General features: G+C 60.2%; 20 protein-coding genes and 1 pseudogene. 12 read left to right on the forward strand and 9 right to left on the reverse strand.

The features are described from left to right. Nucleotides 1-104 precede the first annotated feature (104 nt). The 3 genes from ypfJ (at nt 105) to ypfH (ending at nt 3,762) form a co-directional block, all read left to right on the forward strand. Nucleotides 105-977 (forward strand): KPN_02809 family neutral zinc metallopeptidase, encoded by an 873-nt coding sequence (ypfJ, locus tag LGM20_RS06800; RefSeq protein ID WP_023290614.1) that lies wholly within the window; start codon nt 105-107, stop codon nt 975-977. Between the two features lie 9 nt (nt 978-986). Next, nucleotides 987-2,990, forward strand: a complete 2,004-nt coding sequence (locus LGM20_RS06805; RefSeq protein WP_044524327.1) for a tRNA(Met) cytidine acetyltransferase TmcA — start codon at nt 987-989, stop codon at nt 2,988-2,990. A 76-nt stretch (nt 2,991-3,066) separates the two neighbouring features. Next, nucleotides 3,067-3,762 carry an esterase gene (gene ypfH / locus LGM20_RS06810; protein WP_023290612.1) on the forward strand — a complete coding sequence of 232 codons (696 nt, stop codon included), beginning with the start codon at nt 3,067-3,069 and terminating at the stop codon, nt 3,760-3,762. Between the two features lie 48 nt (nt 3,763-3,810). Here ypfH and LGM20_RS06815 read toward each other — a convergent pair whose 3' ends face one another. From LGM20_RS06815 to LGM20_RS06825, 3 genes are read right to left on the reverse strand one after another with little or no spacing between them, the layout of a single operon-like run. Then, nucleotides 3,811-4,014 carry a YpfN family protein gene (locus LGM20_RS06815; protein ID WP_002913768.1) on the reverse strand — a complete coding sequence of 68 codons (204 nt, stop codon included), beginning with the start codon at nt 4,012-4,014 and terminating at the stop codon, nt 3,811-3,813. A 26-nt stretch (nt 4,015-4,040) separates the two neighbouring features. Further along, nucleotides 4,041-5,168, reverse strand: a complete 1,128-nt coding sequence (gene dapE / locus LGM20_RS06820) for a succinyl-diaminopimelate desuccinylase (RefSeq protein ID WP_023290611.1) — start codon at nt 5,166-5,168, stop codon at nt 4,041-4,043. 3 nt (nt 5,169-5,171) lie between these two features. Next, nucleotides 5,172-5,525, reverse strand: coding sequence for an ArsC family reductase (locus LGM20_RS06825; protein WP_023290610.1), 354 nt, complete (start codon nt 5,523-5,525; stop codon nt 5,172-5,174). Nucleotides 5,526-5,891: 366 nt separating this feature from the next. On the opposite strand from LGM20_RS06825, the gene ypfM reads away from it, so the two are divergent. After that, nucleotides 5,892-5,951 carry a protein YpfM gene (gene ypfM, locus LGM20_RS06830; protein ID WP_100181659.1) on the forward strand — a complete coding sequence of 20 codons (60 nt, stop codon included), beginning with the start codon at nt 5,892-5,894 and terminating at the stop codon, nt 5,949-5,951. A gap of 127 nt (nt 5,952-6,078) precedes the next feature. Here the strand turns inward: ypfM and acrD are convergent, their stop codons facing one another. Then, nucleotides 6,079-9,192: a multidrug efflux RND transporter permease AcrD gene (gene acrD, locus LGM20_RS06835; protein WP_044524325.1), complete on the reverse strand. Its 3,114-nt coding sequence runs from the start codon at nt 9,190-9,192 to the stop codon at nt 6,079-6,081. Between the two features lie 376 nt (nt 9,193-9,568). Here acrD and aegA point away from each other — a divergent pair, with 376 nt between their 5' ends. The 3 genes from aegA (at nt 9,569) to LGM20_RS06850 (ending at nt 13,316) form a co-directional block, all read left to right on the forward strand. Further along, nucleotides 9,569-11,551 (forward strand): formate-dependent uric acid utilization protein AegA, encoded by a 1,983-nt coding sequence (gene aegA / locus LGM20_RS06840; RefSeq protein WP_044524321.1) that lies wholly within the window; start codon nt 9,569-9,571, stop codon nt 11,549-11,551. A gap of 58 nt (nt 11,552-11,609) precedes the next feature. Then, nucleotides 11,610-12,206 (forward strand): GDP-mannose pyrophosphatase NudK, encoded by a 597-nt coding sequence (nudK, locus tag LGM20_RS06845; protein WP_002913754.1) that lies wholly within the window; start codon nt 11,610-11,612, stop codon nt 12,204-12,206. Nucleotides 12,207-12,269: 63 nt separating this feature from the next. Continuing rightward, complete coding sequence (locus tag LGM20_RS06850; RefSeq protein ID WP_023290607.1) at nt 12,270-13,316, forward strand: DUF1176 domain-containing protein; 1,047 nt, start codon at nt 12,270-12,272, stop codon at nt 13,314-13,316. Here the strand turns inward: LGM20_RS06850 and tkt are convergent. Together tkt and tal are read right to left on the reverse strand one after the other, a co-directional pair. Next, entirely contained in the window at nt 13,306-15,300 is a 1,995-nt protein-coding gene (tkt, locus tag LGM20_RS06855) for a transketolase (protein WP_044524318.1), read from the reverse strand. The two genes, LGM20_RS06850 and tkt, sit on opposite strands and share 11 nt — an antisense overlap. A 16-nt stretch (nt 15,301-15,316) precedes the next feature. Then, on the reverse strand, nt 15,317-16,273 hold the full coding sequence (gene tal, locus LGM20_RS06860; RefSeq protein WP_023290605.1) for a transaldolase: 957 nt from the start codon (nt 16,271-16,273) through the stop codon (nt 15,317-15,319). Between the two features lie 294 nt (nt 16,274-16,567). Here tal and maeB point away from each other — a divergent pair, with 294 nt between their 5' ends. Further along, nucleotides 16,568-18,847, forward strand: coding sequence for an NADP-dependent oxaloacetate-decarboxylating malate dehydrogenase (maeB, locus tag LGM20_RS06865; protein WP_023290604.1), 2,280 nt, complete (start codon nt 16,568-16,570; stop codon nt 18,845-18,847). A gap of 54 nt (nt 18,848-18,901) precedes the next feature. Here maeB and hemF read toward each other — a convergent pair whose 3' ends face one another. Both hemF and amiA read right to left on the reverse strand, forming a co-directional pair. Then, complete coding sequence (hemF, locus tag LGM20_RS06870) at nt 18,902-19,801, reverse strand: oxygen-dependent coproporphyrinogen oxidase (RefSeq protein WP_044524317.1); 900 nt, start codon at nt 19,799-19,801, stop codon at nt 18,902-18,904. Further along, nucleotides 19,801-20,673, reverse strand: a complete 873-nt coding sequence (gene amiA / locus LGM20_RS06875) for an N-acetylmuramoyl-L-alanine amidase AmiA (RefSeq protein WP_004201984.1) — start codon at nt 20,671-20,673, stop codon at nt 19,801-19,803. The genes hemF and amiA overlap by 1 nt, the downstream gene beginning before the upstream one ends. 211 nt (nt 20,674-20,884) lie before the next feature. Here amiA and LGM20_RS06880 point away from each other — a divergent pair, with 211 nt between their 5' ends. The 4 genes from LGM20_RS06880 to LGM20_RS06895 all read left to right on the forward strand — a co-directional run bounded on the left by LGM20_RS06880 (nt 20,885) and on the right by LGM20_RS06895 (nt 23,377). After that, complete coding sequence (locus LGM20_RS06880) at nt 20,885-21,310, forward strand: GNAT family acetyltransferase (RefSeq protein ID WP_002913637.1); 426 nt, start codon at nt 20,885-20,887, stop codon at nt 21,308-21,310. Then, the gene (locus LGM20_RS06885; RefSeq protein ID WP_032453690.1) at nt 21,297-21,746 is read left to right on the forward strand and encodes a DUF2919 domain-containing protein; all 450 of its coding nucleotides are present in this window, start codon (nt 21,297-21,299) and stop codon (nt 21,744-21,746) included. The genes LGM20_RS06880 and LGM20_RS06885 overlap by 14 nt, the downstream gene beginning before the upstream one ends. Before the next feature lie 61 nt (nt 21,747-21,807). Continuing rightward, nucleotides 21,808-22,383: an RpoE-regulated lipoprotein gene (locus LGM20_RS06890; protein WP_023290601.1), complete on the forward strand. Its 576-nt coding sequence runs from the start codon at nt 21,808-21,810 to the stop codon at nt 22,381-22,383. 94 nt (nt 22,384-22,477) lie between these two features. Then, complete coding sequence (locus tag LGM20_RS06895; protein WP_023290600.1) at nt 22,478-23,377, forward strand: Dyp-type peroxidase; 900 nt, start codon at nt 22,478-22,480, stop codon at nt 23,375-23,377. A gap of 10 nt (nt 23,378-23,387) precedes the next feature. Here the strand turns inward: LGM20_RS06895 and LGM20_RS06900 are convergent. Continuing rightward, nucleotides 23,388-23,752: pseudogene (locus LGM20_RS06900) on the reverse strand (DUF559 domain-containing protein). Between the last annotated feature and the right edge of the window lie 2 nt (nt 23,753-23,754).

Consider the following 23,754-nt stretch of genomic DNA (forward strand, 5'->3'; position numbering starts at 1 on the left):
AAGATGGTCTCATCTTCTGGCGTCTCTTGCTGTTTCCTGTGGTAATCCTGCGCTGAACCGCCTACGATCTCTGCTATTGATACATAACAGGGAATGAGGTGCTTATGCGCTGGCAAGGGCGTCGCGAAAGCGACAATGTTGAAGATCGACGCGGTCAATCGGGCTCGCCGTTTGGCGGCGGGGGCGGCGGCTTCCGGCTGCCGAGCGGGAAGGGCGGCATTGTGCTGCTGATTATTGTGCTGGTGGCGGGCTATTACGGCGTGGATTTGACCGGCATGCTGACCGGCGAACCGATGCCGCAGCAGCAGACCTCCACGCAGCGCTCCATCAGTCCAAAAGACGATGAAGCGGCGAAGTTTACTTCGGTGATCCTGGCCACCACCGAAGATACCTGGGGACCGATCTTTGAAAAGATGGGCCGCCAGTACCCCCAGCCAAAGCTGGTGCTCTACCGCGGCGCGACCCGTACTGGCTGCGGTACCGGCCAGTCGGTGATGGGGCCGTTCTACTGTCCTGCCGACAGCACGGTCTATATCGACCTGTCATTCTACGATGAGATGAAAAATAAACTGGGCGCCGACGGCGACTTTGCCCAGGGGTACGTCATTGCCCATGAAGTGGGTCATCACGTACAAAAACTGCTGGGCATTGAGCCGAAAGTCCGCCAGCAACAGCAGCATGCCACCGAGGCCGAAGCCAACCGGCTGTCGGTTAAGATGGAGCTGCAGGCAGACTGCTTCGCCGGCGTCTGGGGCCATAATATGCAGCAGCAGGATATTCTGGAAACCGGCGATCTGCAGGAGGCGCTGAACGCCGCCGAGGCCATCGGCGATGACCGTCTGCAGCAGCAGAGCCAGGGTCGGGTGGTACCGGACAGCTTTACCCACGGCACGTCAAAACAGCGCTACACCTGGTTCAAACGCGGTTTCGACAGCGGCGACCCGGCGCAGTGCAACACCTTCGGCAGCGCCCTGTAATCGCCACCGATGATGGACGCGCTGCTTGACCTCACCGCGCAGATGGCGCGGGAGGGAATTCGCCGCCTGCTGGTACTCAGCGGCGACGAGGCCTGGACGCTGCAGCAGGCGCAGGCGCTGCGGGAGAGGCTCGCCGGCGATGGCCTGTGGGTGGGCCCCGAGCCGGTTTTCGCGCCCGGGGTGGCGCCTGGCGCCCTGAAGACGCTGCTGGGGCGGGAAGTCATGCACGCCTTTTTCGATGCCCGGCGCGGATTTGATGTAGCCGCCCTGGCGGCCCTGAGCGGTACCCTGCGGGCGGGAAGCTGGCTGGTGCTGCTGACGCCCCCCTTCGCCGACTGGCCGTCCCGGGTGGATGAGGACTCCCTGCGCTGGAGCGATACGCCCGACCCGATCTCTACCCCCCACTTTGTTCTCCGCTGCTGTCGGCAGTTTATCGCCGACCCCGATGTGCTGCTCTGGCGGCAGTCGGACTCGCCGCGGCTCCCGCTGGCCGTCCCGCGCCCTGACTGGCATCCCGCCGAGGGTCACCCGCTGGCCGAACAGGCGGTGATCCTTGCGCAATTGTTGCGTCTACCGCCCGGTATCGCGGCGGTGACGGCTGAACGAGGGCGTGGCAAATCCGCCCTCGCGGGCATGTTGCTGCGCCAGCTCGCGGGCGAGGCCATCGTTACCGCCCCGACCCGCAGCGCCGTCGATGTGCTGGCGAGCTTTGCCGGCGAGGCGTTTCGCTTTATGGCGCCTGATGCGCTGCTGTCGTCGAAAGAAACGGCGTCCTGGCTGATTGTCGATGAGGCCGCGGCCATTCCGGCTCCGCTTCTCCGGCAGCTGGTAAGCCGTTTTCCCCGCACGCTACTCACCACGACGGTGCAGGGTTATGAGGGCACCGGGCGCGGGTTCCTGCTGAAATTTTGCGCCAGCCTGCCCCATCTGCAGTCGTTCAGCCTGAGCGCGCCGATCCGCTGGGCAGTGGGCTGCCCGCTGGAGTCAGCCATCAGTCAGCTGCTGATCTTCAGCGATGAGGCATTTTGCGATGCGCCGACGGGGGAGGTTGCCGTGGAAGAGGTCGATCAGTCCAGCTGGCAAACGCGGCCGGCGCTGCCGGAGGCGATGTACCAGCTGTTGTCCGGGGCGCATTACCGCACTTCTCCTCTCGATCTGCGGCGCATGATGGACGCGCCGGGCCAGGCTTTCCGCTGCGCACGCGCCGGCGGCGCGGTGGCGGGCGCGCTGTGGCTGGTGGCCGAGGGGGGACTTTCTCCTGAACTCAGCCGGGCGGTGTGGGCGGGTTTTCGCCGGCCGCGAGGGAACCTGGTCGCCCAGTCGCTGGCGGCGCATGGCGGCAGTCCCCTGGCGGCGACGCTGCGCGGGCTGCGGGTCAGTCGGATCGCCGTCCACCCCGCCCGCCAGCGCGAAGGGCTGGGGCAGCAGATGATCGCGGATATCGCCGCCGATGCCGCAGGTTATGACTATCTCTCCGTCAGCTTTGGCTATACCCCTGAGCTGTGGCGCTTCTGGCAACGCTGCGGGTTTATCCTCGTGCGGCTGGGCACTCATCGCGAGGCCAGCAGCGGATGCTATACCGCGATGGCTCTGTTCCCGCTGACTGCAGCGGGGCATCAGCTCGCGCAGCGGGAGGCACAGCGGCTACAACGCGATGAATACTGGCTGCGCCCGTGGCGGGACGCGCCCGCGCCGCTGCCGGCCGTTTCAGGGGCTATGCTTAGTGAGGAGGACTGGCTGGAAGCGGCCAGCTTTGCCTTCGCCCATCGCCCGCTGGCTGCGGCGCTGGGTTGCCTCAATCGTCTGCTGATGCAGGTCGACATGCCGTTGCCGGCGCTGCGCGGGCGCCTGCAGGGGGAAGAAGAGGCCGAACTCTGCGCCGCGCTGCAGCTAACAGGGCGTAAAGCTCTGCTGGCGAGATGGCGTCAGGAGGCCGCTGACGCCTTGCGCTTCCTCGATGCAGCGCGCGCTGAGGCGCTGCGTCAGCAGGTAGCGCACCTGCAATTTTTTTAACTAACTCATTCAGTTAAATGGCATGGTCATATCTGGCGAGCGGCGTACACTGCCCGCATACACAAAGGAGACAGCCATGAAACACGATCATTTTATTGTTCAAAGCCCTGCGACGCCTGCGCAACAGCTGTTGCTGCTGTTTCATGGCGTGGGGGATAACCCGGTCTCCATGGGGCAAATTGGCAGCTGGTTCGCGCCGCAGTTTCCTGATGCGCTGATCGTTAGCATTGGCGGGGTGGAGCCTTGCGGTCCCAACGGCCGGCAGTGGTTTTCGGTGCAGGGAGTGACGGAAGAGAATCGTCAGCAGCGTATCGACGCCATTATGCCGACCTTTATTGACATTGTGCGCTACTGGCAGGAAAAGAGCGGCGTCAGCCCGCTGGCCACCGCGCTGATCGGCTTCTCTCAGGGGGCGATCATGTCGCTGGAGAGCATCAAAGCGGCGCCGGATCTGGCTTCGCGGGTGATCGCTTTTAATGGCCGCTACGCGACGCTGCCGGTCACTGCAACGACGGCCACCACCATTCACCTGATCCACGGTGGTGACGATCGGGTTATCGATCTGGCGTGGGCGGTGTCGGCTCAGGAGGCGTTGTTGCAGGCGGGGGGCGACGTGACCTTAGATATTGTTGACGATCTGGGGCATGCCATCGACGATCGCAGCATGCAGTTCGCGATTGAGCGACTGCGCTATACCGTGCCGAAGCACTATTTTGATGAGGCGCTGAGCGGCAGTACGCCGAAAGGGGACGATATCATCGAAATGCTGTAACCCCGGCGGCCGGGGTTACAGGCGGGCGGTACCGCGATAAAGGCAAACTTACGGTTTCTTAGACTGGTCGTGCTTCGGCCAGTCGTCGTCATCGTCCCATTTATCGTTAAAATCACGGTGCGGCGGCAGATCGGGTTTGTTGTTGAGGAATTTTTTGTGGTCAACGCGGTTCAGATCTTTAATCACGTTGATAATTACCCCCACCAAAAAGACCAGCACCAGAATCCACCAGTGTTTAATAAGCCATTCCATGCGCGCTTCCTCTTTACGTCAGTACGTCAGGCGACCAGCTGTTCCATTACGCGTTGATACATCCGCGCCAGCAGCTGCAGGTCGGCGGCGTTCACACATTCATTAATTTTGTGAATCGTGGCGTTCACCGGGCCCAGCTCTACCACCTGCGCCCCCATGCGCGCGATAAACCGTCCGTCTGAGGTGCCGCCGTTGGTTAACAGCTGCGGTTTGATCTCATTATAGTGCTCAATCGCGTTGACGACCGCATCCACCAGCTTGCCCCGTCCGGTGAGGAACGGTTGGCCGGAGAGCCACCACTCCACGCTGTAACGCAGCTGGTATTTTTCCAGCAGGGCGACCACCCGGGCTTTGATCATCTCGTCCGTCAGTTCCGTACTGAAGCGGAAGTTGAACTGGACGAACATATCGCCAGGGATCACGTTGTTGCTGCCGGTGCCGGACTGCACGTTGGCAATCTGCATGCTGGTCGGCGGGAAGTATTCATTGCCTTTATCCCACTCGATAGTGACCAGCTCCGCCAGCATCGGCGCCGCGCGATGGACGGGGTTATCGGCAAGGTGCGGATAGGCGACATGGCCCTGTACGCCGTGAATGGTCAGATTGCAGGTCAGCGAGCCGCGACGGCCGTTTTTCACCACATCGCCGACCACTTCGGTACTGGAGGGTTCGCCGACCAGACAGTAGTCCAGACGCTCGTTACGCGCCATCAGCGTCTCCACCACTTTGACGGTGCCGTTTTTGGCGCTGGCCTCTTCATCAGAGGTAATCAAAAACGCCAGCCGGCCCCGGTGGTTCGGGTACTGCGCGACAAAACGCTCAGCGGCAACCACCATCGCCGCCAGCGAGCCTTTCATATCCGCCGCCCCGCGGCCAAACAGCATCCCGTCGCGGATGGTGGGTTCGAACGGCGGATTGATCCAGCGGTCGGCGTCGCCTGCCGGGACCACGTCGGTGTGGCCGGCGAAGGCCAGCGTCTCGCCGTGGCCGCGCCAGGCCCAGAAGTTCTGCGTATCGCCGAAATCCATCGGTTCAACGGTAAAGCCGATCGCACGCAGGCGTTCAATCATTAACGCCTGGCATCCCGCATCATCGGGGCTAAGGGAAGGGCGGCGAATAAGCTGCTGAGCCAGCTCAATGACCGGGCAAGACATAGACTATACCTCGTTAAACTGCTGATAACTTGCTTCACTAAAACCCAGCAGCATAGGACGACCGGGCGCGCAGAGCAATGGGCGTTTGATAATCGCCGGCATTTCCAGCATCAATGCGGCGGCGGCATCGGCATTATCGATGCTATTGCGCAGCGATTCGTCCAGCTTGCGCCAGGTGGTGCCGCGGGTGTTCAGCAGCGCCTGCCAGCCCAGTTCGGCAATAAAGGTATCCAGTTGCGCGCGGTCGAGGCCATCGGCGCGGTAGTCATGGAAGCGATAGTCAATCTGATGCGCTTCCAGCCAGCGGCGGGCTTTTTTAATGGTATCGCAGTTTTTAATTCCGTACATGGTGAGCATAGATAAACCTTTAACATTCAATTAAGCGGTTAACTCAGATATTTCCGAATATATAAGCCTTATTGAAATAATACGTGATTCAGATGAATAAATATAACTTTTTACCGGGTATCTTATGCCATGTTTTAGGATGATTAAAATTCGCCCAGTCGCGGGCATGATGTGAGGGCACTAACAATATTACGAAAATGTTGCCTGATGGTGCTCTGCGTCACATAATTTTTACATACGAGACGGCATAGTGGCGGCAACCAGAGGTTTTATCTCTGTCAGCGGTCCACAAGACAATCAGAGCAATAGGGGAGCACAACTTCCCATCAGCAATGAAGTTATATAGAATCGACCATAATAATAAGAGAGGCTATTATGATTGAACATGAACTGGGGAACTGGAAAGATTTTATTGAAGGCATGCTTCGTAAATAAATTTCCGCAATGTGAGCAGGGGAATAACGCGACGTAAATAAGCGCGTCATGGTTCTGAACACATAAAGAAGGCGACCATCCAGGTCGCCTTTTCTGTTATTCCGGCTCGCCGCCGACGCCCGACGGTTTATTGCGGACGCTCCTTCAGCGGAAAGCGGCGGCGCACCAGCACAAAGAACAGCGGTACGAAAAAGATGGCCAGCACGGTGGCGGAGATCATCCCGCCCATCACCCCGGTACCGACCGCATGCTGGCTGCCGGAGCCGGCTCCGGTGCTGGTGGCCATCGGCAGGACGCCGAAGATAAACGCCAGCGAGGTCATCAGAATGGGGCGCAGGCGCTGACGGCAGGCCGACAGCGTGGCGCTGAGCAGATCCTGGCCTTTCTCGTTGAGCTCATTGGCGAACTCGACGATCAGAATGGCGTTTTTCGCCGACAGGCCGATCACCGTCAACAGGCCCACCTGGAAGTAAACGTCATTCTCCAGGCCGCGCATCCAGGTCGCCAGCAGGGCGCCAATCACCCCGAGCGGGACCACCAGCATCACCGAGAACGGCACCGACCAGCTCTCGTACAGCGCCGCCAGGCACAGGAACACCACCAGCAGAGAAATCGCGTACAGGGCCGGCGCCTGAGCGCCGGAGAGGCGTTCCTGATAGGACATGGCGGTCCATTCGAGGCCAAAGCCGGTTGGCAGCTGCGCGGCCAGTTTCTCCATCATGTCCATCGCGGTACCGGTACTGATGCCCGGCGCCGCCTCACCGACGATCTCCACCGCCGAATAGCCATTGTAGCGCTCCAGACGCGGCGAGCCGGTTTCCCAGCGCGAGGTGGCGAAGGCCGAGAACGGCACCATCGTGCCGCTGCTGTTGCGGACGTACCAGAGATTGATATCGTCAGGCAGCATTCGATATTTCGCCGCCGCCTGGACGTAGACTTTCTTCACCCTCCCGCGATCCATAAAGTCGTTGACGTAGCTCGACCCCCACGCGGTTTGCAGCGTATCGTTGATGTCGTCAATGGAGACGCCCAGCGCCTGAGCTTTACGCTGATCGATATCGACCTGCAGCTGCGGGCTGTCGTCGAGCCCGTTATGCCGGACCCGGGTCAACAGCGGGTTTTTACCCGCCAGCTCAAGCAGCGTATCGCGCGCCGCCATCAGCGCATCGTGCCCCTTACCGGCGTGATCTTCCAGCTCCATATCGAAGCCTGCCGAACTGCCGAGGCCGCTGATCGCCGGCGGGCTGCTGGCGATGACCCGGGCTTCGTTGATCTGATTAAACGCTTTGGTGGCGCGTTCAATAATGGCAAAGGAGGAGCCGGTTTGCGGATCGCGCTGGTCCCAGTCTTTGAGGCGCACGAACATACGGGCTACGTTCTGCCCGTTGCCGCCGGGGCCGGAGCCAACGGTAGCGAACACCGACTCCACGTTTTGCTTCTCGTTAATGAGGAAGTAATCTTCCGCTTTCTGCACCACTTTCAGCGTCTGCTGTTGGGTGCTGCCGCTCGGCAACTGTACCGAGGTGGTGAACATCCCCCGATCCTCCAGCGGCAGGAATGAGGTGGGCAGATGCAGGAACAGGAACACCATCCCGCCGAGCAGAACGACGTAGATCAGCATCCAGCGCAGTGAGCGATGAAGAATTTTGCCGACGAAGGTTTCATAGCGGCTGGCGCTGCGGTTAAAGGTGCGGTTGAACCAGCCGAAGAAGCCTTTTCTCTCATGAGATTCACCTGGCTTAACCGGTTTGAGCAGGGTAGCGCAAAGGGCCGGGGTGAGGATCATGGCCACCAGCACCGAGAGGACCATCGCCGCGACGATAGTAATTGAGAACTGGCGATAGATAGCGCCGGTGGTGCCGCCGAAGAAGGCCATCGGCACAAACACCGCCGACAGCACCATCGCGATCCCCACCAGCGCGCCCTGAATTTGTCCCATCGATTTGCGGGTGGCTTCCCGCGGCGACAGGCCTTCCTCGCTCATGATGCGCTCAACGTTTTCCACCACCACGATGGCGTCATCCACCAGCAGGCCGATAGCCAGCACCATCGCGAACATCGTCAGGGTGTTGATGCTGTAGCCACAGGCATAAAGCACCGCGAAGGTGCCCATCAGCACCACCGGCACGGCGATGGTCGGGATCAGGGTGGCGCGGAAGTTCTGCAGGAACAGATACATCACGAGGAAAACCAGCAGGATCGCCTCCAGCAGGGTTTTCACCACGTCGGTAATGGAAGCCTTCACGAAGGAGGTGGTCTCGTAGGCGACTTTATATTCCAGCCCGTGCGGGAAATACTGCGACAGCTCATTGAGGCGAGCGATCACGCGCTCCGCGGTGGCCATTTCGTTGGCGCCGGAGGCGAGCTTAATTCCCAGGCCAGAGGCGGCCTGGCGGTTATAGCGGCTAAGATAGTCGTACTTCTCCGCCCCCATCTCCACGGTAGCGACATCGCCGAGGGTCACTTCTGAACCATCCTGATTGACGCGCAGGGTGATATTGCGAAACTGTTCCGGGGTTTGCAGCAGAGATTGCGAGTTGATGGTGGCGTTCAGCGCCTGCTTATCGACGGAAGGCGTGCCGCCGAGCTGGCCGACGGCAATCTGGGCGTTCTGCGAACTGATGGCGTCGGTAACATCCTTGGTGGTCAGCTGGAAGCTATTGAGCTTTGCCGGATCGAGCCAGATGCGCATTGAGTATTGCGAGCCGTAGGCGTCGATATCCCCTACGCCGTTGACGCGGCTGAGCGGGTCCTGAATGTTACTGGCGACGTAGTCGGCGATATCCTGTTTATCCATACTGCCGTCGGTGGAGACGAAGGCGAGGGTCAGGATATTGGTATCGCCAGTCTTGCGCACCGTTACCCCCTGGTTTTGCACCGCCTGCGGCAGTTTACGCATCGCCGACTGCAGCTGGTTTTGCACCTGCTGCACGGCTTCGTCCGGGTCGGTACCGGCGGTAAAACTGAGGGTGATGGTCGCCTGGCCGGTGGCGCTGCTCTGGGATGACATATACATCAGGTTATCGAGGCCGGTCATATTCTGTTCGATAACCTGGGTGACGGTATTCTCCAGGGTTTGCGCGGAAGCGCCGGGATAGTTGGCCGTGACCCGCACATTCGGCGGGGCCAGATCGGGATACTGTTCAACCGGTAGCGACAAAATGGCAAGGGTGCCCGTCAGGCATAACAGGATTGCCAGCACCCACGCAAAAATGGGGCGATCGATAAAGAAATTCGCCATCAGAATAAAAACCTCATATGCACATGTTCTTGTTATTGCACAGCCTGTGCCACTTTAGCCCCAGCGCCTCCGGCAATCGTGGAGAAATTAAGGAGATAGTGTAATTTATCATGTTGCTTTTGCCGTATCGTAAAGAAACATCGAACTTTCCTGCCGCCGGGTCGGCCACTCCGCTTCGCCCGCAGCACCCGGGGACGCATTATTCCTTGCCGGTGTGAAACCTGATTTCATTTAAGTCAAAAAAATTGATCCAAAACGGATTCTTTCCAGAAAAAGGGTATCTTGGGCAAATGAACATTGTTCCGGCCTCGTCTTGTCGGGTAATAAATAGGCATGCGCATTAAGGGGTTATTCACCAATAAGACAAAAGGAAGCCATGAACCACTTTATATTGAGCGATAGCCGAAAATGTATCGGTTGCCAGGCCTGCGAAGTGGCCTGCGTAATGGCGCATAACGAGGAGCAACATGCGCTGACCCCGCAGCGCTTTTTGCCCCGTATCACCGTGATTAAAGCAGAAGGGCAGCGTAACGCCATCACCTGCCGCCACTGCGAAGACGCCCCCTGCCTCCGCAGCTGCCCCAACGGCGCCATCGCCCAGACTGGCGACAGCGTTCAGGTCTGTCAGGAGAAATGCATTGGCTGTAAATCCTGCATGGTGGCCTGCCCGTTCGGGGTGATGCAGGTCGTGGTCACGCCGCAGGCCGCAGGCCAGGTGAAAACCAGCGCGCAAAAATGCGATCTGTGCGCGGGCCGCGAGGCGGGACCGGCCTGTGTGGAAAACTGTCCGGCGCAGGCGCTGAGCCTCGCCGACGATGAGACATTGACCACGCTGGCCAGGCAGCGGCGTCTGCGATCGGCCTGCCAGGAGGCGCAGCCGTGGCAGCGCGGCGCGGCCCCCGCCAGGCAGCCCGACGCTGGCGAGAAGGCCAGGCAAATGGCGATGACGCCGCCGCGCGGAGAGCCGGATAAGCTGGCGGCGGAGGCGCGTAAGAGCCACTTTGAGGAGATCTATCAGCCGTTCACCCCGACGCAGGCCCGGCAGCAGGCCGCCCGCTGCCTGAAATGTGGAGAACACAGCATCTGTGAATGGACCTGTCCACTGCATAACCACATTCCGCAGTGGGTCGAGCTGGTGAAGGCAGGGGATATCGCCGCCGCGGTCGCCCTGTCCCATCAGACCAACTGTCTGCCGGAGATCACCGGCCGCGTCTGCCCTCAGGACCGGCTGTGTGAGGGCGCCTGCACCCTGCGCGATGAAAGCGGCGCGGTCACCATCGGCAATATTGAGCGATTTATATCCGACCAGGCGCTGGCCAGCGGCTGGCGTCCGGACCTCTCGCAGGTTAAGCCGAGCGGCAAACGGGTGGCGATTATCGGCGCCGGACCGGCCGGGCTGGCCTGCGCCGATGTGCTGGTGCGCCACGGCGTACAGCCGGTGGTCTTTGACCGTCATCCGGAGATCGGCGGCCTGCTGACCTTCGGCATTCCGGCGTTCAAGCTGGATAAGTCACTGTTGGCCCGGCGGCGGGCGATTTTCTGCGAGATGGGCGTCCACTTTGAGCTCAACTGCGAGGTGGGGAAAGATATCCCCCTGGCGACGCTGCTGGCTGAGTATGACACGGTGTTCGTCGGCGCCGGAACCTATCGCTCCATGAAGGCCGGCCTGCCGAATGAAGAGGCGCCCGGGGTCTACGATGCGCTGCCGTTTCTTATCGCCAACACCAAACAGGTGATGGGGCTGACGGAATCGGCGCAGGAGCCTTATGTCAACACCGCCGGGCTGAACGTGGTGGTGCTGGGCGGCGGCGATACGGCGATGGACTGCGTGCGCACCGCGCTGCGCCATGGCGCCCGCCAGGTGACTTGCGCCTATCGGCGGGATGAAGCCAACATGCCGGGCTCGAAAAAAGAGGTCAAAAACGCCCGCGAAGAGGGGGCGCTCTTTGAGTTTAATGTCCAGCCGGTGACGCTTGAGCTGGACGAGAACGGACGGGTGAACGGGGTTCGCTTTTTGCGCACCGAGCTTGGCGCTCCGGACGCCGGCGGAAGACGCCGCCCGACGCCGATCCCCGGCAGCGAGTTTGTTATGCCGGCAGAGGCGGTGATCATGGCCTTTGGCTTCCACCCGCACCGCATGCCCTGGCTGGAAGCGGCCGGGGTGGCGCTGGACAGCCAGGGGCGGATAAAAGCCGGAGTGGAGAGCCGTTACCGTTATCAGACCAGTCAGGAGAAGATCTTTGCCGGCGGCGATGCCGTACGCGGCGCCGACCTGGTGGTAACGGCGATGGCGGAAGGCCGTCACGCGGCGCAGGGGATCCTTGACTATCTGGGGCTGAAAACGACGCCGCTTCACTGACGACAAACCCGGCTCCGCAGCGTAGTATGAGGGCGTCCTTTTACGCTGTGGGGTCGGTATGTCACTCAATATTCACGTCATTAAAGATAAAATCCTCTCTGAGAACTGGTTCGTACTACGCAACATGACCTATGAGCTGACGCGGGCGGACGGCAGCGTCGTGCGCCACAAACGCGAGGTCTACGATCGCGGCAATGGCGCCACCGTGCTGCTGTATAACCGCCATAAGCAGACGGTGGTCCTGGTGCGTCAGTTCCGGGTCGCCACTTGGGTCAATGGTAATCATGACGGCATGCTGATTGAAACCTGCGCCGGGCTGCTGGACAACGACGAGCCGGAGGCCTGCATTCGGAAAGAGGCGGTGGAAGAGACCGGCTATGAAGTGGGCGAGGTGCGAAAGCTGTTTGAGCTGTTTATGTCGCCAGGCGGCGTCACCGAAGTGGTGCATTTCTTTATCGCCGAGTACAGCGACGCCCAGCGAACCACCAGCGGCGGCGGGGTGGATGACGAAGCCATCGAGGTGCTGGAGCTGCCCTTTAGCCAGGCGCTACAGATGGTCGCTGATGGGGAGATCCGCGACGGGAAAGCGGTCATTCTGCTGCAGTATCTGCAAACCTCCGGCCTGATGTCGGGGAACTCTGACAAATCCGATTGAGTCAGCGGCTGCCGTTGTCCAGGATAGGCGCCGTGGTCGGGTTTATCTGGGGTCGGGCGGTTCATGCTTTTTCGCATCATTTTTTTCCTCTTTCTGGCGGTGCTGCCTTGCTCACAGGCATGGTCGGCACCGGCGCAGCAGCGCTTCAACGACTGGCAGGTCACCTGTAATAACCAAAATTTCTGCGTCACCCGCAACGTGGGGCTGCATTATGGTCTGGTGATGACCCTCAGCCGCAGCGCCGGGGCCGCTACTGACGCCAGCCTGCGTATCGAACTGGGCGGCACCGGCAATCCGGTGGCGACGCTCGCGCCGATAGCGCCGCGCCTGCTGCTGGATGGTAAACCGCTGTCCCTGACCGACAAGCGCTGGCGCATTGAAGATAAACTCATTAAAACCGACGACAGCGTGACGATCGATGCCTTCCTTCAGCGGGTCCAGGAGGGAAAAACCCTCTCGCTGGCCAACGGCCTGCAGACCATCTCCCTGCAGGGGCTAAAAGCGGCCCTGTTATTTATCGATGCCCGGCAAAAGCGGGTGGGCAGCGAAACGGCCTGGGTCGGCAAAGGGGAGGAGCCGCCGCTCAGCGTACCGCCGGCGCCGGCGCTGCGCGCGGTGGCGAGCGCGGTCACGGCGCAGTCGCCGCTGGGACGTGATGAACTCAACGATCTGATGGATTACGGCAATGAGCGGATGAGCAACAGCAACTGCTCCCTCGATCCGTTCCGCCGCGAAATTCGCGTCACTGCGCTGACGGATGACAAAGTGCTGCTGATGACCAGCTGTGAATCCGGGGCGTACAACACCGTCTGGCTGGCCTGGCTGGTCTCCCGCCAGCGCCCGTATGTCGCCCGTCAGGTGCGGCTGACGCTGCCATTTCAGCCGCCCGGCGAGGCGCCGCGGGAGATTGAGCTGATTAACGCCAGCTATGATGACCGTCGTCATGAGCTGGTGACCCTGGACAAGGGGCGCGCGTCTGGCGATTGCGGGATCCAGACCCGCTGGCGTTTTGACGGCCAGCGGTTCAGCCTCTCCCGTTACGCACAGCAGCCGACGTGCGACAACTGGCAGGGGCCAGATGCCTGGCCCACGCTGTGGATCACCCGTTAAGCACCTGTTCGGCGGTGGCGACGATACGGTCGACCGTAAAGCCAAAGAACGGGAACAGCTGCTCCGCCGGGGCGGATTCACCGTAGCCGGTCATGCCGACGATCTTGCCTTTTAAGCCGACATATTTATACCAGTAGTCCGCTATCCCGGCCTCGACGGCCACCCGGGCGCTGACGTCCGACGGCAGCACCGACTCGCGCCAGGCCTCGTCCTGAGCATCAAACACGTCGGTGGAGGGGAGCGAAACCACCCGCACATTCACTCCGTTGGCCAACAGTTTTTCCGCCGCCAGGACGGTGATTTCCACTTCCGAGCCGGTGGCGATGAGGATCAGGTCGGGTTTGCCGCCGGCATCCTTCAGCACGTAGCCGCCCCGGGCGATATCCTGAACCTGTTGCGGGGTACGCGGCATCTGCGCCAGGTTTTGTCGCGACAAGATCAGCGCCGTCGGTCCGCCCTGACGCGCGATGGCCGCCTGCCAGGCGACGGCGGTCTCCACCTGGTCGCAAGGGCGCCAGGTGCTGAAGTTGGGCGTCAGCCGCAGACTGGCCAGCTGTTCCACCGCCTGGTGGGTCGGACCGTCCTCCCCAAGACCGATGGAGTCATGGGTATAGACCATGATCTGCCGGGCCTTCATCAGGGCCGCCATGCGCGCGGCGTTGCGGGCGTATTCCACAAACATCAGAAAGGTCGAGGTATAGGGAATGAAGCCCCCGTGCAGGGCGATGCCGTTGGCCACCGCGGTCATGCCGAATTCGCGCACGCCGTAGTGAATATAGTTGCCGGCGGCATCCTCTTTAATCGATGTCGAGCCAGACCAGATGGTCAGGTTACTCGGCGCGAGATCCGCCGAACCGCCCAGCAGCTCCGGGAGGTGCGGCCCGTACGCGTTCAGCGCATTCTGCGAGGCTTTACGGCTGGCGATCTTCGCCGGCTCGGCCTGCAGCTTCGCCACGTAGTCACGCGCCGTCGCGGCAAAATCCTCCGGCAGGGCGCCTGCCATGCGACGGGTCAGCTCAGCGGCCAGTTCCGGGAACTGCTGCTGGTAGGCGGCGAATTTCTCGTTCCAGGCGTGCTCGGCTTTTTCGCCGCGTGGCCGCGCATCCCAGCCCTGATAGATCTCTTTCGGGATCTCAAAGGGCGGATATTTCCAGCCCAGCTGCTGGCGGGCCAGGGCCACCTCTTTTTCACCCAGCGCCGCGCCGTGCGACTCCTCTGAGCCGGCTTTGTTGGGCGAACCGAAGCCGATGATGGTCCGACAGATGATCAGCGACGGCTTATCTTTCACCGCCTGCGCTTCCGTAATGGCTTGTTTGATGGCCTGCGGATCGTGGCCGTCGATATCGCCGATCACATGCCAGTGGTAGGCGCGGAAGCGTTCCGCTGTATCGTCGGAAAACCAGCCTTCGGTTTTGCCGTCAATGGAGATGCCGTTGTGATCGTAAAAACCGATCAGCTTGCCCAGTCCGAGCGTGCCTGCCAGCGAACAGGCTTCATGGGAGATCCCCTCCATCAGACAGCCATCGCCCATGAAAACCCAGGAGTGATGGTCGATAATCTCATGACCGGGGCGGTTAAACTGCGCCGCCAGGGTGCGTTCGGCAATGGCCATACCGACGGCGTTCGCCAGCCCCTGGCCCAGCGGGCCTGTGGTGGTCTCCACCCCGGGGGTATAGCCATGCTCCGGGTGACCCGGCGTTTTAGAGTGCAGCTGGCGGAACTGCTTCAGCTCTGACAGCGGCAGATCGTAGCCGGTCAGGTGCAGCAGACTGTAGAGCAGCATCGACGCGTGGCCGTTGGACAGAATAAAGCGGTCGCGGTCCACCCAGCCAGGGTTCTGCGGATTGTGCTTAAGAAAATCGTTCCACAGCACTTCGGCAATATCTGCCATCCCCATTGGCGCACCGGGGTGGCCGGAATTGGCTTTCTGCACCGCGTCCATACTCAGGGCGCGGATGGCGTTGGCAAGCTCTCTTCGGGACATAGTTTTCTCCGTGAGACTAAAGTGACAGTTTGGCGGCAAGCAGATCTTCCAGTTTGCGTTGATCGACGGCGAACAGGCGGATACCCTCCGCCAGCTTTTCGACCGCCATAGGATCCTGATTATGTTCCCAGCGGAACTCCGCCTCGCTGAGCGGCACCGGGCGCGGCAGGATCTGGCTGGCAGGGATCAGTTTGCGCACCACCGGGGCGTCGCTGGCCTGCAGCTCTTTTAATAAAGGCGGGGCGATGGTCAGGCGGTCGCAGCCGACCAGGGCGAGGATCTGCTCGGTGCGGCGGAAGCTGGCGCCCATCACGATGGTGTTGTATTTATGCTGTTTGAAGTAGTCATAGATATTGCGCACGGATTTCACTCCTGGATCTTCCTCAACCACGTAAGGATCCAGCGGTTTGCGCGCCTGATACCAGTCATAAATACGCCCGACGAAAGGGGAGATCAGATAGACCCCGGCTTCGGCGCAGGCCCGGGCCTGGGCGAAGGAAAACAGCAGCGTCAGGTTGCAGTGGATCCCCTCTTTTTCCAGCGTTTCGGCGGCGCGGATCCCCTCCCAGGTGGAGGCCAGCTTGATCAGGATCCGTGACTTATCAATGCCCATCTCCTGATACAGCGCCACCAGATGGCGCGCCTTCTCGATACTCTTCTCCCGGTTGAAGGAGAGCCGGGCGTCCACCTCGGTGGAGACACGGCCAGGAATGCTTTTGAGGATCTCCGCGCCAAAATTGACCGCCAGCTTATCGCAGGCGTGAGTTACCTGCGCTTCGCGGCTGCCTCCTTGCTTTTTGGCCCAGGCGATCGCGTCGTCGATGAGTCCGCTATAGGACGCCAGCCCGGCGGCCTTCAGCAGCAGGGAGGGGTTGGTGGTGGCATCTTCCGGATGGTAGTGGCGGATGGATTCGATGTCGCCGCTGTCGGCGACCACGGTGGTGAACTGCTTAATACTGTCTAGCTGATTCATGGATAAGTCCTCCTGGAACAAGGTGTTACATGAGTGCTTGCCGGTATGCGGTATAAATATTGATGAGGTACATAACCAAAAAGCATAGCAGACGGGGCTATTATTGGCGGCGAATCCGGGTAACATAACCGCTATAAATTGATAACAACCAGATCATAGCGATGGCCAGAGTTTGGCGGTGTTCAAAGTTTATCGCCCCGCCAGGAGGGATACTGTCTGCCACTGAAAGGTGAACGACAGGATGGTCATCACGCTTTTTCCCTACGAACGATACGTGAAAGAAAGGAATATAAAATGGATGAGCAGTTAAAACAGAGCGCCCTCGACTTCCACGAATTTCCGGTTCCCGGAAAAATCCAGGTCTCGCCGACCAAACCTCTCGCCACCCAGCGCGATCTGGCGCTGGCCTACTCGCCGGGCGTCGCGGCCCCCTGTCTGGAAATCGAAAAAGATCCGCTGGCGGCTTACAAATATACCGCCCGCGGCAACCTGGTGGCGGTCGTCTCCAACGGCACTGCGGTGCTGGGGCTTGGCAACATCGGTGCCCTGGCCGGCAAACCGGTAATGGAGGGCAAAGGCGTCCTGTTTAAGAAATTTGCCGGCATCGATGTGTTTGATATCGAAGTCGATGAGCTGGACCCGGACAAATTTATTAACGTCGTCGCCGCCCTCGAGCCGACCTTCGGCGGCATCAACCTCGAAGATATTAAAGCGCCGGAGTGTTTCTACATTGAGCAGCAGCTGCGCGAGCGGATGAATATTCCGGTGTTCCATGACGATCAGCACGGCACGGCGATCATCAGCACCGCGGCGATCCTCAACGGCCTGCGCGTCGTTGAGAAGAATCTGTCCGACGTGCGGATGGTGGTCTCCGGCGCGGGGGCGGCGGCTATCGCCTGCATGAACCTGCTGGTGGCGCTGGGGATGCAAAAGCACAACATCGTGGTCTGCGATTCGAAAGGCGTTATCTATAAGGATCGTGAGCCGAACATGGCGGAAACCAAAGCGGCCTACGCGGTGGAAGACGACGGCAAACGCACCCTCGATGACGTGATCGACGGCGCGGACATTTTCCTCGGCTGCTCCGGTCCGAAAGTGCTGACCCCGGAGATGGTGAAGAAGATGGCGCGCGCGCCGCTGATCCTCGCCCTGGCCAACCCGGAGCCGGAAATTCTGCCGCCGCTGGCGAAGCAGGTCCGCGATGACGCCATCATCTGCACCGGCCGCTCCGACTACCCTAACCAGGTCAACAACGTCCTCTGCTTCCCGTTCATCTTCCGCGGCGCGCTGGACGTCGGCGCGACGGCGATCAACGAAGAGATGAAGCTGGCGGCGGTGCATGCCATTGCCGAGCTGGCCCACGCCGAGCAGAGCGAAGTGGTGGCCTCCGCCTACGGCGATCAGGATTTAAGCTTTGGCCCGGACTATATTATTCCGAAACCGTTCGATCCGCGGCTGATCGTCAAGATCGCCCCCGCGGTGGCGAAGGCGGCGATGGACTCCGGCGTGGCGACGCGCCCGATCGCCGATTTTGACGCCTATATCGAGAAGCTGAGCGAGTTCGTCTATAAGACCAACCTGTTTATGAAGCCTATCTTCTCTCAGGCGCGCAAAGAGCCGAAGCGCGTGGTGCTGGCGGAAGGGGAGGAGACCCGGGTGCTGCACGCCACCCAGGAGCTGGTGTCGCTGGGGCTGGCCAAACCGATTCTGGTGGGGCGCCCGAGCGTGATTGAAATGCGCATCCAGAAGCTGGGCCTGCAGATCAAGGCCGGCGTTGACTTCGAGATCGTCAATAATGAATCCGACCCGCGGTTTAAAGAGTACTGGAGCGAGTACTACCAGCTGATGAAACGCCGCGGCATTACCCAGGAGCAGGCGCAGCGGGCGGTGATTAGCAACACCACGGTGATTGGCGCCATCATGGTTCACCGTGGCGAAGCGGATGCGATGATCTGCGGCACCATTGGCGAGTACCACGACCACTACCGCGTGGTGCAGCCGCTGTTCGGCTATCGCGACGGCGTCAGCACCGCTGGGGCGATGAACGCGCTGCTGCTGCCGAGCGGCAACACCTTTATCGCCGACACCTATGTCAATCACGATCCATCGCCGGAAGAGCTGGCGGAGATCACCCTGATGGCGGCGGAAAGCGTGCGTCGCTTTGGTATCGAACCGCGGGTGGCGTTGCTGTCGCATTCCAACTTTGGCTCTGCCGACTGCCCGTCCGCCAGCAAGATGCGCAGAACCCTTGAGCTGGTGAAGGCGCGCGCGCCGGAGCTGATGATCGATGGCGAAATGCATGGCGACGCCGCGCTGGTGGAAAGCATTCGCAACGATCGCATGCCGGACAGCCCGCTGAAGGGGTCGGCCAATATTCTGGTGATGCCGAATATGGAAGCCGCACGGATCAGCTATAACCTGCTGCGCGTCTCCAGTTCGGAAGGGGTCACCGTCGGGCCGGTGCTGATGGGGGTAGCGAAGCCGGTGCATATCCTGACGCCGATCGCCTCTGTGCGTCGCATCGTGAATATGGTGGCGCTGGCGGTTGTCGAAGCGCAAACCGAACCGCTGTAAACGTCATAAAAAAGCCCCGGTACTCCGGGGCTTTTTGCTCTGATTTGGCGTCGCTCAGATCCAGGCTTTCACTTTAATAAACTCGTTCAGCGCCGCCTCAGGGCTGCCGGCCTCCGGCTGGTAATCATATTCCCAGCGCACCAGCGGCGGCATCGACATCAGAATAGATTCCGTCCTACCGCCGGTCTGCAGACCGAACAGGGTGCCACGGTCCCAGACCAGATTGAATTCGACGTAGCGGCCGCGGCGATAGAGCTGAAAATGGCGCTCACGCTCGCCGTACGGCGTGGCTTTTCGGCGTTCGACGATGGGTAAATAGGCGTCAGCGTAACCGTTACCCACTGCCTGCATAAAGGCGAAGCAGTGGTCAAAATCCGGGGTGTTCAGGTCGTCAAAGAACAGACCGCCAATCCCGCGCTGTTCCTGGCGGTGCTTCAGATAGAAATACTCATCGCACCATTTTTTATAGCGCGGATAGACGGCTTCGCCGAACGGCAGACACAGATCGCGGGCGGTACGATGCCAGTGGACGGCATCCTCTTCAAAGCCGTAGTAGGGGGTTAAATCAAAGCCGCCGCCGAACCACCACACCGGCTCGGCGCCAGGCTTTTCGGCAATAAAGAACCGCACGTTGGCGTGGCTGGTGGGCACATAGGGGTTCAGCGGATGGACCACCAGCGAGACGCCCATGGCTTCAAAGCTGCGTCCGGCCAGCTCCGGGCGGTGGGCGGTGGCGGAGGCTGGCATGGCGTCGCCATGGACATGGGAAAAGTTGACCCCCGCCTGCTCGAACACATTGCCGTCGCGCAGCACCCGGCTGCGTCCGCCGCCGCCACCTTCCCGCCGCCAGGCGTCTTCAATAAACGGCGCGCCATCCACGGCGCTTAGCTGCTGACAGAGGCTGTCCTGCAGCTGGAGCAGAAAAGTTTTAACCTGCGCGGCATCGGGTTTCATTAACGTCTCTTCGAATGGGCTTTCTGGTTATCGAACCAGTGGAAATAGCTGATAATGCCGTTGGCAATCGCGGTGGCGATTTTCTGCCGGAAGGCGGTGGTGCCGAGCAGTTTTTCCTCGTTCGGGTTCGTAATGAACGAGGTTTCCACCAGCACGGACGGTATAGACGGCGACTTCAGCACCACGAACGCCGCCTGTTCGGTATTGCGGCTGTGCAGCTTATGCACCGGCTTGATCTTTTTCAGGATATGCGAGCCCAGCGTCAGGCTGTTTTTAATGGTGTCGGTCTGTACCAGATCGAACAGCACCTGCTGCAGCAGATGGTCTTTATCCGTCGCTTTCTTACCGGCGACCTCGTCGGCGCGGTTTTCGCGATCGGAGAGGTATTTCGCCATGGCGCTACTGGCGCCGCGGTTTGACAGAGCGAACACCGAGGCGCCGGCAGCGCTCGGGTTGGTGAAGCCATCGGCGTGGATCGACATAAACAGATCGGCGCCGTGCTGATGGGCAATCTCCACGCGGTCATACAGCGGGATAAAGGTATCGCCGGTGCGGGTCAGGCGGGCATCAATGCCGTTGCTGCGCAAGATGCTGCGCACGTTCTTAGCGATCGCCAGCACCACATGCTTCTCTTTCGAGCCGTTATGGCCGATAGCCCCGGTGTCGATGCCGCCGTGGCCCGGGTCGAGCATCACAATGCGGCGAGCGCCGGCCTTTTTGGCGGCGGGTTTGCTGTGTCCATTTGATGTTTTCAGTGGCTGCTCTTTTGCGCTGACCTGTGCAGTAACGCCGCTCAGCGTCATGGCAGCCAGCCCGGCTTTCAGCACCTGACGGCGCGAAGCAAGTATTTTTAAAGGTTTAAAAGTGCTCATTCGGCCTGAATTGTAAACAAGTGATGTCCAATGTTATATCGTATCGCGTTTGCCGTTACGACCATTCAAAATAAGAATTGTTTTACTTTTCATTTCAATACATGACAAAGTCATATTATGCCATTTTTTGTCGCTGATTTCGCCTGATATTGGCTATCAGTCATATTCGCGCCATAATCACTGTTTTTAACCGTCAATGGTGGGGAATACCATGGAGATTCGCGTTTTTCGCCAGCAGGATTTCGAAGAGGTTGTGACGCTGTGGGAGCGTTGCGATCTGCTGCGTCCCTGGAACGATCCGGAGATGGATATTGAGCGCAAGCTGAATCACGATGTCAGCCTGTTCCTGGTGGCGGAAGTGAACGGCGAAGTCGTCGGTACGGTGATGGGCGGATATGACGGCCATCGCGGGTCGGCCTACTATCTGGGCGTCCATCCTGAATATCGCGGTCGGGGGATCGCGAACGCGCTGCTCAACCGTCTGGAGAAAAAGCTGATTGCTCGCGGCTGCCCGAAAATCAATATTATGGTCCGCGAGGACAACGACGTGGTGCAGGGGATGTACGAGCGGCTGGGCTATGAGTACGCCGATGTCCTGACCCTGGGCAAACGCCTGATTGAAGATGAAGAATACTGAGTTTATCCCCGCCGATTTTGATGCCCATGGCCGTCTGCGTCTGCCTTTCCTTTTCTGGTGCGTGCTGTTGTTACAGGCCCGCACCTGGGTGCTGTTCTTGATGGCCGGCGCGTCGCGTCAGCAGGGCGACGCGATTCTAAATCTGTTCTATCCCGATCACGACCGCTTCTGGCTCGGTCTACTCCCCGGCGTGCCGGCGGTGCTGGCCTTTCTGCTTAGCGGCTATCGTCAGCGCCTGCCGCGCCTGTGGCGGGCGATGCGCTGGCTGCTGGTGTTATCGCAAGTGCTGCTGTTGCTGTGGCAGCCGATGCTATGGCTGAGCGGCGAATCTCCCTCCTCGCTGACCATCGGACTGCTGGCGGCGGATGGTTATGCCCTGTGGTGGCTGGCGACCAGCCGTCGCCTCGGCGCCTGTTTTCGCCAGACCACCTTTTAATGGCACTTTTTGCCGATCGTGAACTCCAACATGCGTTGAATGACTCAGAAAGGATTGTGATATGAAATCGCTACGTGTAATGCTCTGCGCGCTTCCGCTGGCGCTGACCGGCTGCTCAACGATGAGCGCGGTCAACTGGTCGGCGGCCTATCCGTGGAACTGGTTTGGTTCTTCCACCGAGGTGACCGAGCAGGGGGTGGGGAAACTGACGGCGTCCACACCGCTCAACGAACAGGCCATTAGCGATGCGCTGGGGAGCGACTACCGTTTGCGCAGCGGAATGAAGACCGATAAGGGGAATATCGTCCACTACTTTGAAGCGCTGAAAGACAACAGCGTGGCGCTGACCATCAATGGCGACAACGGCGCCATCAGCCGGATTGACGTCCGCGATGCCGAAATCAAAACCGCCAGCGGCGTGAAAATCGGCACACCGTTCAGCGACCTGTACAGCAAAGCCTTCGGCAACTGCCAGAAAGGCAGCAATGACAATGGCGCGGTCGTCGAGTGTCAGGCCGAGGGGAGCCAGCATATCAGCTACGCCTTCACCGGTCACTGGAGCGGCCCGGACGAGCTGATGCCCTCCGACGATACGCTGAAAAACTGGAAGGTCAGCAAAATTATCTGGCGTCGCTAAATTGATCTGAAGAGACACGACGGCCCTGAAAAACGGTTACAATGGCGCGTTAGCAACGCGACAGCGTTGTAGTTGCATCATTTCAGGAGGAGCGATGTCTCAGGTTCAGAGCGGCATTTTGCCGGAACATTGCCGCGCGGCGATTTGGATTGAAGCCAATATCAAAGGGGACGTTAACGCCCTGCGCGAAGCGAGCAAAAATTTTGTCGATAACGTGGCCACCTTCCAGGCTAAATTCCCCGACGCTAAACTCGGTGCGGTGGTGGCGTTCGGCAATACCGTCTGGCGTCAGCTGAGCGGCGGCGAAGGGGCGGAGGAGTTAAAAGATTTTCCGGTCTACGGCAAAGGGCTGGCGCCATCCACCCAGTATGACCTGCTGATTCATATTTTATCCGCCCGCCATGAAGTGAACTTCTCGGTGGCGCAGGCCGCGCTGGCCGCCTTTGGCGACGCTATCGAGGTGAAAGAAGAGATCCACGGCTTCCGCTGGGTGGAAGAGCGTGACCTCAGCGGCTTCGTCGACGGCACCGAAAACCCGGCGGGGGAAGAAACCCGTCGTGAAGTGGCGGTGATCAAAGACGGCGTGGACGCGGGCGGCAGCTACGTATTCGTCCAGCGCTGGGAGCATAATCTCAAACAGCTGAACCGCATGAGCGTGCCGGATCAGGAGATGATGATTGGCCGCACCAAGGATGCCAACGAAGAGATCGATGGCGACGCACGTCCGGTCACGTCTCACCTGAGCCGCGTTGACTTAAAAGAAGATGGCAAAGGGCTGAAAATCGTCCGCCAGAGCCTGCCGTATGGCACCGCCAGCGGTACCCATGGCCTCTATTTTTGCGCCTACTGCGCGCGTCTGTACAACATCGAGCAGCAGCTGCTGAGCATGTTCGGCGATACCGACGGCAAACGCGACGCGATGCTGCGCTTCACCAAACCGGTGACCGGCGGCTATTACTTCGCGCCGTCCCTGGAGCGTATTCAGGCGCTGTAATGCTTTCCCCTCACCCTAACCCTCTCCGTGAGGGAGCGGGCCGGGGTGAGGGGGAGAGTTCCTCGAGCGTGCGCAGGATCACCTGCAGCACGCCGGTTTCGTTCCGGTCATACTTGTTATTCCAGAAGCGTAAAACGGTCCAGCCCTGCTGCTTAAGCCATGTTGTGCGCCGGGCATCGTATTCAGTCCGGCTGTCATGCTGGCCGCCGGCGAGCTCAATCACCTGGCAAAATCTTGAATATAGGGTCCGGCGGGTTGCTGGCGGCGAAACTTGTAGCTGGCAAAACGGCGATCGCGCAGCTGGTGCCACAGGCGGCGCTCCTGCGGCGTCAGGTGGCGGCGCAACTGCCGGGCGTCATTTGTGCTGTTTTCCATTA

The sequence above is a fragment of the Klebsiella quasipneumoniae subsp. quasipneumoniae genome (assembly GCF_020525925.1).
Taxonomy (GTDB): Bacteria; Pseudomonadota; Gammaproteobacteria; order Enterobacterales; family Enterobacteriaceae; genus Klebsiella; species Klebsiella quasipneumoniae.

Excerpts from the sequence above, each read along its gene's own strand:
- ypfJ (WP_023290614.1), top strand. The coding sequence starts at position 105 with ATGCGCTGGCAAGGGCGTCGCGAAAGCGACAATGTTGAAGATCGACGC.
- LGM20_RS06805 (WP_044524327.1), top strand. The coding sequence starts at position 987 with ATGATGGACGCGCTGCTTGACCTCACCGCGCAGATGGCGCGGGAGGGA.
- ypfH (WP_023290612.1), top strand. The coding sequence starts at position 3,067 with ATGAAACACGATCATTTTATTGTTCAAAGCCCTGCGACGCCTGCGCAA.
- LGM20_RS06815 (WP_002913768.1), bottom strand. The coding sequence starts at position 4,014 with ATGGAATGGCTTATTAAACACTGGTGGATTCTGGTGCTGGTCTTTTTG.
- dapE (WP_023290611.1), bottom strand. The coding sequence starts at position 5,168 with ATGTCTTGCCCGGTCATTGAGCTGGCTCAGCAGCTTATTCGCCGCCCT.
- LGM20_RS06825 (WP_023290610.1), bottom strand. The coding sequence starts at position 5,525 with ATGCTCACCATGTACGGAATTAAAAACTGCGATACCATTAAAAAAGCC.
- acrD (WP_044524325.1), bottom strand. The coding sequence starts at position 9,192 with ATGGCGAATTTCTTTATCGATCGCCCCATTTTTGCGTGGGTGCTGGCA.
- aegA (WP_044524321.1), top strand. The coding sequence starts at position 9,569 with ATGAACCACTTTATATTGAGCGATAGCCGAAAATGTATCGGTTGCCAG.
- nudK (WP_002913754.1), top strand. The coding sequence starts at position 11,610 with ATGTCACTCAATATTCACGTCATTAAAGATAAAATCCTCTCTGAGAAC.
- LGM20_RS06850 (WP_023290607.1), top strand. The coding sequence starts at position 12,270 with ATGCTTTTTCGCATCATTTTTTTCCTCTTTCTGGCGGTGCTGCCTTGC.
- tkt (WP_044524318.1), bottom strand. The coding sequence starts at position 15,300 with ATGTCCCGAAGAGAGCTTGCCAACGCCATCCGCGCCCTGAGTATGGAC.
- tal (WP_023290605.1), bottom strand. The coding sequence starts at position 16,273 with ATGAATCAGCTAGACAGTATTAAGCAGTTCACCACCGTGGTCGCCGAC.
- maeB (WP_023290604.1), top strand. The coding sequence starts at position 16,568 with ATGGATGAGCAGTTAAAACAGAGCGCCCTCGACTTCCACGAATTTCCG.
- hemF (WP_044524317.1), bottom strand. The coding sequence starts at position 19,801 with ATGAAACCCGATGCCGCGCAGGTTAAAACTTTTCTGCTCCAGCTGCAG.
- amiA (WP_004201984.1), bottom strand. The coding sequence starts at position 20,673 with ATGAGCACTTTTAAACCTTTAAAAATACTTGCTTCGCGCCGTCAGGTG.
- LGM20_RS06880 (WP_002913637.1), top strand. The coding sequence starts at position 20,885 with ATGGAGATTCGCGTTTTTCGCCAGCAGGATTTCGAAGAGGTTGTGACG.
- LGM20_RS06885 (WP_032453690.1), top strand. The coding sequence starts at position 21,297 with ATGAAGAATACTGAGTTTATCCCCGCCGATTTTGATGCCCATGGCCGT.
- LGM20_RS06890 (WP_023290601.1), top strand. The coding sequence starts at position 21,808 with ATGAAATCGCTACGTGTAATGCTCTGCGCGCTTCCGCTGGCGCTGACC.
- LGM20_RS06895 (WP_023290600.1), top strand. The coding sequence starts at position 22,478 with ATGTCTCAGGTTCAGAGCGGCATTTTGCCGGAACATTGCCGCGCGGCG.